Raw genomic sequence first — 6,716 nt, 5'->3', positions numbered from 1 at the left:
GGCACCTCGACCGACAAGACCGGGCACCTCGGCCAACAAGACCGGGCACCTCGGCGGGGGTGGCTCAGGAGGTTGCGGGCTGGGCGACCCAGAGCATGGGGTCGCCCCAGCCGAGGTCCTCGACGCCGTGAGAGGTGAAGGCCAGCGCGACCAGGGTGCGGCGGTGGGCGGCGAAGGTGAGGACGTGGGCGATCATCCCGCCGTACGTGAAGACCTCGGCGGGCTCGCAGAGCGCGTCCACGAACGTGTCGTCGAGGCGGCCGGAGTCGACCACCTCGCGGACGTGGGAGAGGTACGTCGGGCCCTCGGCTGCGAGCCGCTCGCGCATCGAGCTGAGCGACTCGTGCTCCTCGACCGACCAGTCGTAGTCCCGGGTCGCGAGCGCGGCGTTCCACATGCCCATCTGGCCGATCAGCCGCGACAGCAGCGACCGGATCGTCTGCCGGTCGTCGTCGACGTCGAGCTCGATCGGCTGGTCGAGCTGCTCGGGCGTGAGGCGCTCGGCCACCCGCACCATCTCCCCGGTCAGCCAGACGTGGTGCTCGACCATCCTCGTCAACAGGTCCATGGAATTCACCTTGTCTCTCGCGGGCAGCCGCAGGCTCCCCGGTGGGTGGAAGTGGACGCCGCTCGGTGCGGCGACCTGGATGTGACCGGGCTTGCGACGCCACTCGGCCGGCCCCACGCCGTACGCCCGGGTGAACGCACGGGTGAACGCCTCGTGCGAGGAGTAGCCCGCCTCCACGGCGATGTCGATGAGGGGCGCGGTCGTCGTGATCATCCGGTACGCCGCCCGCTCGAGGAGGATCCGCCGGCGGAAGGCCCGCGGCGGCTCGCCCGCGACCGAGCTGATCATCCGGTCGAAGTGGAAGCGGGAGAAGTGCAGCCGGGCCGCCAGCTCGTCGCCGGTCGCGTCGTGGTCGTCGAGCGCCTCGGTGAGGTGGTCGACGAACTCGACGAAGGTGTCGGCTGCCACGGTCATGGACTCATCCTCGGCGGCGTCGGGCGGGTGGGGCTTGATCGTGCTTGCCCAGTGCCCGCCGCGTCCAGGGACCGGTCCCGCGGCGACTACGCGGAGGCGGCCGGGGCCCGGGCCGTCAGCACCCGCCCGGTCCGCTCCCCACCGTCCACGACCAGCCCCTCCCAGGAGTTGGCGACCACGAACAGGGTTCGTCCGTCGTCGCCGCCGAGCACGCAGGAGAAGCAGCCGCGGTCGGCCTCGAGGACGTCGAGGACGTCACCCCCCTCGGCGACGCGGACGCAGTGGGAGCTGCCGACGTCGGCGTACCAGACGGCCCCGTCCGCATCGAGGCAGATCCCGTCCGGATGGTCGCCGGGCGTAGCGGCCCACACCCGGCGACCGGACAGGGTGCCGTCAGGCGCGACGTCGAACGCGGTCAGGCACTCGGCGTACGACTCGGCCACCACCAGCGTCGACCCGTCCGGGGTGACCACCATGCCGTTGGGGAACGCGAGGTCGCCGACGACCTGCCGGACCTCGCCGTCGGAGCCGACCACGACCAGCTGGCCGGGACCCGGCTCGCCCTCGGGGAAGTCGAACCCGATCCCGTTCACCCAGGCGAGGCCGCGGCGGTCGGTGACGATCTCGTTCCACGGGTGCCGGGAGTACGGCGCGAGGTCGGCGTACGGCGTCGCGGTGCCGTCGCCCGCCACCCGCATCACCGAGCCGTCGGATCCGAACACGACCAGCAGCGTCCCGTCGGGGAGCCAGTCGAAGCAGAACGGGAACGACGAGATGCGCGCGACCACCTCACGCGTCCCGTCGGAGTCGACGGCCAGCAGCTCGCCGGCCATCCAGTCGGAGAGGTGCAGCCGGCCGTCGTGCCAGCGCGGCGACTCCCCCATCGCGATGCCGGTGGTGAGGATCTCCATGTCGGGCAGACCGCCGCCGGGGCGCGAACTCATCGTCGCGGTCCGGCCGATGGCGCGGGATGATGGCGGGGTGAGGCGGATCAGTGGTCTCGCGGCGTTGGTCGGGGCCGGCTTCTTCGCGATCAAGTCCGTGGGCGTCCTGGCGACCGGGGAGCAGGTGCCGTTCCTGTTCGAGGCGGCGCCGGCGGTGCTCGGCCTGTGCGTCCTCACCCTGCCGGGAGCGCTCGGGATCACCGGGGGTCGGTCCGCGGTGGTGGCGATGGTCGGCGGCATGGTGATCGCCGTCGGGGTGGCCGCGCTGGTCGCGGACGCCGCCGGCGAGGACTGGGGACCGGGGCTCGGGCTGGCGATGCTCGGGGCCTCGGTCGGTGCCGTCATCGCCGGCTGGGGCCGGCAGGACTGGACCGACGGTGCCCTGCTGGTCGCCGGGCTGATGCCGGTCCCGGCGCTCGCGCTCGGGGGCATCCTGCAGCTCGCGGACGACCGGCTGCTCGAGGTCGGGCTGCTGCTGATCGCGGCCGCGTGGGCGTGGGTCGGCGTGCGGCTGCTCCGGATGCCGCGGCGCTAACCGGCCCCGAGCGCCCGGATCCGCGCGTCGAGGTCGCGGCGGTTGTCGCGGCGTACCGGCACCTCGACCACCTCGATGCCGCCGTTCGGCCAGGCCAGCGCCTGCTCGAGCTCGGGCAGCGACCCGACCTTCCAGTGCGGGGTGCGGGTGGCGGCGCAGAGCGCGGCGAGGTCGACGTGGTGGGGGGTGCCGAAGAGCCGGTCGTAGCGGTCGGCGTACGGCTCGGCGCCCTGCTCCAGCATCGCGAAGATCGACCCGCCGTCGTCGTTGACCACCACGATCGTCAGGTCCGGCCGCGGCTCGTCGGGGCCGAGGACCAGCGCGTTGGCGTCGTGCAGGAAGGTCACGTCCCCCATGAGCGCGATGTTGCGGGACCCGTGGTCGCGGGCCAGGGCGGCACCGATCGCGCTGGAGACGGTGCCGTCGATGCCGGCCAGCCCGCGGTTAGCGATGACCCGGCGGCGGTCGCCGACGGCGTACGGCGCGACCATCAGGTCGAGGTCGCGCACCGGGCTGGACGCCCCGACGAAGAGCAGGCCGCCCGGCGGCAGCGCCCGGCTGACCGCGCCGGCCGCCTCGTGCGGGGTGAGGTCCGACTCGGCCGCGAGCAGCGCGTCGAGGGAACGGGACACCTCGCGGTCGCGGGCCTGCCAGCGCTCCAGCCACGCGGGGTCGTCGGGTCCCTCGACCGTCGCCGAGGGCACCGTCCGTTCGACCGGGAACGGCCGCTCGGCCCAGCGCCCGCGCGGCGGCACCGAGACCACCTCGACGTCCTGGCGCTCGAGCAGCCGGGTCATCGGGCGGGAGATCGTCGGGTGCCCCCAGACCACGACCCGCTCGACGTCGCGGCCGGGGTCGCCGTCGAGCAGCAGCCGGTAGCTCCGGACCACGGTGGCGCCGGTGCGCGAACCGCTGGTCGGCTCGGCGAGCAGCGGCCAGCCCGCCGCCTCGGCCAGGATCCGCGCGGGCGGGCCGGCGTCGTCGCCGGCGACCACGACCGTCCGCGGCCCCAGCGGGAGCAGGACCGCGTCCGCAGGGTCGGGGCGCTCGGCGCCCGCGCGGACCGGTGCCGCGGCGGTCGGTGCCACCCGCGCCGGGACGTCGGGGACCAGCGGCGGGGTGAGCTGCACGTTGAGGTGGACCGGCATCCAGCCGTCGCCGCCCGCAGCGGCCGCGGCGCCGAACGGCCCGGGGCGTACGGCGTCCGCTCCCGGCGCCAGGAACGCGTCGACCTGCGCGCGGACGTCGTCGAGGCGGTGCAGCAGCCGGTCCCCGGCCTCGAGCGCGACGTCGAGGAACTCCGCCATCGGCCCGAAGATCCGCACCTGGTCGGTGGTCTGGCTGGCACCGGTGCCACGCAGCGACGCGGGCCGGTCGGCGCTGACCACCACCAGCGGCAGCCCGGCGTGCGCCGCCTCGAGAACCGCCGGGTGCAGGTTGGCGACCGCGGTGCCGGAGGTGCAGACGATCGCGGCCCGGCGACCGACGCGGGTCATCCCGAGCGCCAGGAACGCGGCGGTGCGCTCGTCGATCCGGGTGTGCAGCCGGAGCCGGCCCGCCGCTGCCGCGTCGTACGCCGCGAACGCCAGCGGGGCGTTGCGCGACCCGGGCGCCAGCACCAGCTCGGAGACCCCGTGCTCCACGAGCGAGTCGACGACCGCGCGGGCGAGCAGGGTCGAGGCGTTGGCGGGCGGCGGAGTCACGCCTGATCCTCTCGCAGCGCCCGGACCTCCGCGATCCGGGCCTCCCAGTGCGCGACCCGGGCCGGGTCCGCGGCGAGGCGGGAGAGCGCGGCCGGGTCGACGGTGGGTACGACGGCCGGCAGGGCGCCGTCGACCGGCAGCAGCGGCTCGGTAACCACGTCGTCGGCGAGAAGCTGCACGGTGGCCAGGCCGCACGCGTGCGGCAGCTCGGGCAGGGCCGCGGCCAGGGCCAGGCCGGCGGCGATGCCGACCGAGGTCTCCAGAGCGCTGGAGACCACCACCGGCAGCCCGATGTCCTCGGCGATCCGCAGGCAGGCGCGGACCCCGCCGAGCGGCTGCACCTTGAGGACGGCGACGTCGGCGGCCTCGAGGTCGCGCACCCGGTAGGGGTCGGCGGCGCGGCGGATCGACTCGTCCGCCGCGATCGGTACGTCGACCGCGCGGCGTACCGCGGCCAGCTCCTCGACCGTCGCGCACGGCTGCTCGACGTACTCCAGGCCTCCGGCGGAGCGCTCCAGCGACCGGATCGCGCCGACCGCCTCGTCGACCTCCCAGCCTCCGTTCGCGTCGACCCGCACTGGACCGTCCGGGCCGAGCGCATCGCGGACCGCCTCGACCCGCGCCAGGTCGTCGCCGAGGGTCTGGCCGCGCTCGGCGACCTTCACCTTCGCGGTCCGGCAGCCGCCGCGGGTCACGATCTCGTGGGCCCGCTCGGCGCCGACCGCGGGCACCGTGACGTTGACCGGGACCCACTCGCGGACCGGGTCCGGCCAGTCGCCGGCGGCGGCCTCCTCGGCGCAGCGCAGCCAGGGCTCGACCTCGCGGGCGTCGTACTCCAGGAACGGGCTCCACTCCCCCCAGCCGCCCGGGCCCGCGAGCAGCACGCCCTCCCGGACGTCGATTCCGCGGAAGCGGGTGCGCATCGGGATCGACCAGACCTTCACGCGAGCTCCTTCAGCCGGAGCCGGTCGACCTTGCCGGTCCCGAGCATCGGCAGCGCGTCGACGGCGACCAGGTCGCGTGGCGCCCATGTGCGCGGCAGCTCGGCGGCCACCCAGTCGCGAGCCTCGTCGAGCCCGAGGTCGCCGACCACGACCGCCACCACCCGGTGCCCCCACTCGTCGTCGGGGACGCCGATCACCTCGGCCTGCTCGACCGCGGGGTGCTGGCGGAGCCGCCGCGCGACGGCCGGGGTGGGCACATTGACGCCGCCGCTGACCACGACGTCGTCGACCCGGCCGAGCACCCGCAGCCGGCCGTCCTCCACGGTGCCTACGTCGGCGGTCACGAACCAGCCGTCGACCAGCGCCTCGGCGGTCAGACGGGGATCGCCGTCGTACCCGTCGAACAGCACCGGCCCGCGGATCCGGATCCGCCCGTCGTCGTCGGTGGCGAGCTCGACGCCGTCGAGGGGCACGCCGTCGTACACGCAGCCGCCAGCGGTCTCGCTCGCGCCGTACGTCGCGACCACGGCCACCCCGGCCGCCTCGGCACGGGCACGGAGCGCGGGGTCGATCGGGCCGCCGCCGAGCAGCACTGCGTCCAGCGTCGCGATCGCAGGGGCCTGCCGCTCGTCGGCGAGCAGCCGGTGCAGCTGGGTCGGGACCAGGGAGAGGTACCGGCGGCCGGCCGGCATCCGCTCCACCGCGGCCGCGAGGTCGTCGTCCGCCTCGGTGGGCTCGTGGCCCGCGAGCAGGGACCGGACCACCACCTGCAGCCCGGCGACGTACGACGCGGGGAGGGTGAGCAGCCACGACCCCGGGCCGCCGAGCCGGTCGTGGGCGCCGGTGGCGGACGCGACCATCGCACGGCGCGAGAGCAGCACGCGCTTGGGGAGGCCGGTCGACCCGGAGGTCTCGACGATCAGCGGCTCGGGCTCCACGTCGGCCGCCAGCCAGGCCCGGACCTCGGCGACGACCTCGGCGGTGCTGCCGCGCACGGGACGAAGACTCACGCGACGAACGCTAGTACCCGCTGCCAGAATCGCCGCGTGGACCTCACCCCGCCCGATCCCACGCCAGAACTGACCTGGCACGACCTGCACCACTCCGACCTCGGTGTCGACGACCTGTACGACGTGCTCGCGCTGCGCAATCGGGTCTTCGTGGTGGAGCAGGACTGCTGCTACCAGGACATCGACGGCCTCGACCTCGTCGCGGACACCCGGCACCTCCTCGCCCGCGCGTCGTCCGGGTCGGCGCTTGCCCAGGTCCGTGGCGGTGCCGGCGTACAGTCCGTGGTCGGCTACGCCCGGCTGCTGGCCCCCGCTGCCGGCGAGGCCGGCGCTCCGGCCCGGATCGGACGGGTCATCGTCAGCGCCGAAGCCCGCGGCCAGGCCCTCGGCCGCCGCCTGATGGAGCGCGCGCTGGCGTCCTGCGCCACCCACTGGCCCGACGCCGGGGTCGAGCTCTCCGCCCAGGCCCACCTGCGGGCCTTCTACGCCTCCCTCGGCTTCGAGCCGGTCAGCGACGTGTACGACGAGGACGGCATCCCCCACGTCGACATGCGCCTCACCCCCTGACCCGCCGAGGTGCCCCGAATTGCGCGCCGAA

At 75.1% G+C, this 6,716-nt stretch carries 7 protein-coding genes; 2 read left to right on the top strand and 5 right to left on the bottom strand.

Translation table 11 applies throughout. The annotated features are described in order from the left end of the window. Positions 1-64: 64 nt before the first annotated feature. Entirely contained in the window at positions 65-982 is a 918-nt protein-coding gene (locus EKO23_RS24140) for a helix-turn-helix transcriptional regulator (protein WP_134721039.1), read from the bottom strand. Positions 983-1,068: 86 nt separating this feature from the next. Next, the gene (locus tag EKO23_RS24135; RefSeq protein ID WP_134721038.1) at positions 1,069-1,926 is read right to left on the bottom strand and encodes an SMP-30/gluconolactonase/LRE family protein; all 858 of its coding nucleotides are present in this window, start codon (positions 1,924-1,926) and stop codon (positions 1,069-1,071) included. 37 nt (positions 1,927-1,963) lie between these two features. On the opposite strand from EKO23_RS24135, the gene EKO23_RS24130 reads away from it, so the two are divergent. After that, entirely contained in the window at positions 1,964-2,461 is a 498-nt protein-coding gene (locus EKO23_RS24130; RefSeq protein ID WP_134721037.1) for a hypothetical protein, read from the top strand. Here the strand turns inward: EKO23_RS24130 and menD are convergent. Genes menD through EKO23_RS24115 form a run of 3 tightly spaced genes read right to left on the bottom strand, consistent with a single transcriptional unit; the run spans position 2,458 to position 6,118 of the window. After that, positions 2,458-4,164, bottom strand: a complete 1,707-nt coding sequence (gene menD, locus EKO23_RS24125) for a 2-succinyl-5-enolpyruvyl-6-hydroxy-3-cyclohexene-1-carboxylic-acid synthase (RefSeq protein ID WP_134721036.1) — start codon at positions 4,162-4,164, stop codon at positions 2,458-2,460. The genes EKO23_RS24130 and menD overlap by 4 nt on opposite strands. Then, positions 4,161-5,108, bottom strand: coding sequence for an o-succinylbenzoate synthase (locus EKO23_RS24120; protein ID WP_281280996.1), 948 nt, complete (start codon positions 5,106-5,108; stop codon positions 4,161-4,163). Before EKO23_RS24120 ends, menD begins: the two co-directional genes overlap by 4 nt. Beyond that, entirely contained in the window at positions 5,105-6,118 is a 1,014-nt protein-coding gene (locus EKO23_RS24115; protein ID WP_246051291.1) for an AMP-binding protein, read from the bottom strand. The genes EKO23_RS24120 and EKO23_RS24115 overlap by 4 nt, the downstream gene beginning before the upstream one ends. A 36-nt stretch (positions 6,119-6,154) precedes the next feature. Between EKO23_RS24115 and EKO23_RS24110 the strand changes: the two genes are divergently transcribed. Continuing rightward, the gene (locus EKO23_RS24110; protein ID WP_217702798.1) at positions 6,155-6,685 is read left to right on the top strand and encodes a GNAT family N-acetyltransferase; all 531 of its coding nucleotides are present in this window, start codon (positions 6,155-6,157) and stop codon (positions 6,683-6,685) included. Positions 6,686-6,716: the final 31 nt, after the last annotated feature.

This window comes from Nocardioides guangzhouensis (assembly GCF_004519545.1).
In the GTDB taxonomy this organism is placed as follows: Bacteria; Actinomycetota; Actinomycetes; order Propionibacteriales; family Nocardioidaceae; genus Nocardioides; species Nocardioides guangzhouensis.
This window is presented reverse-complemented; position numbering and strand designations above follow the sequence as displayed.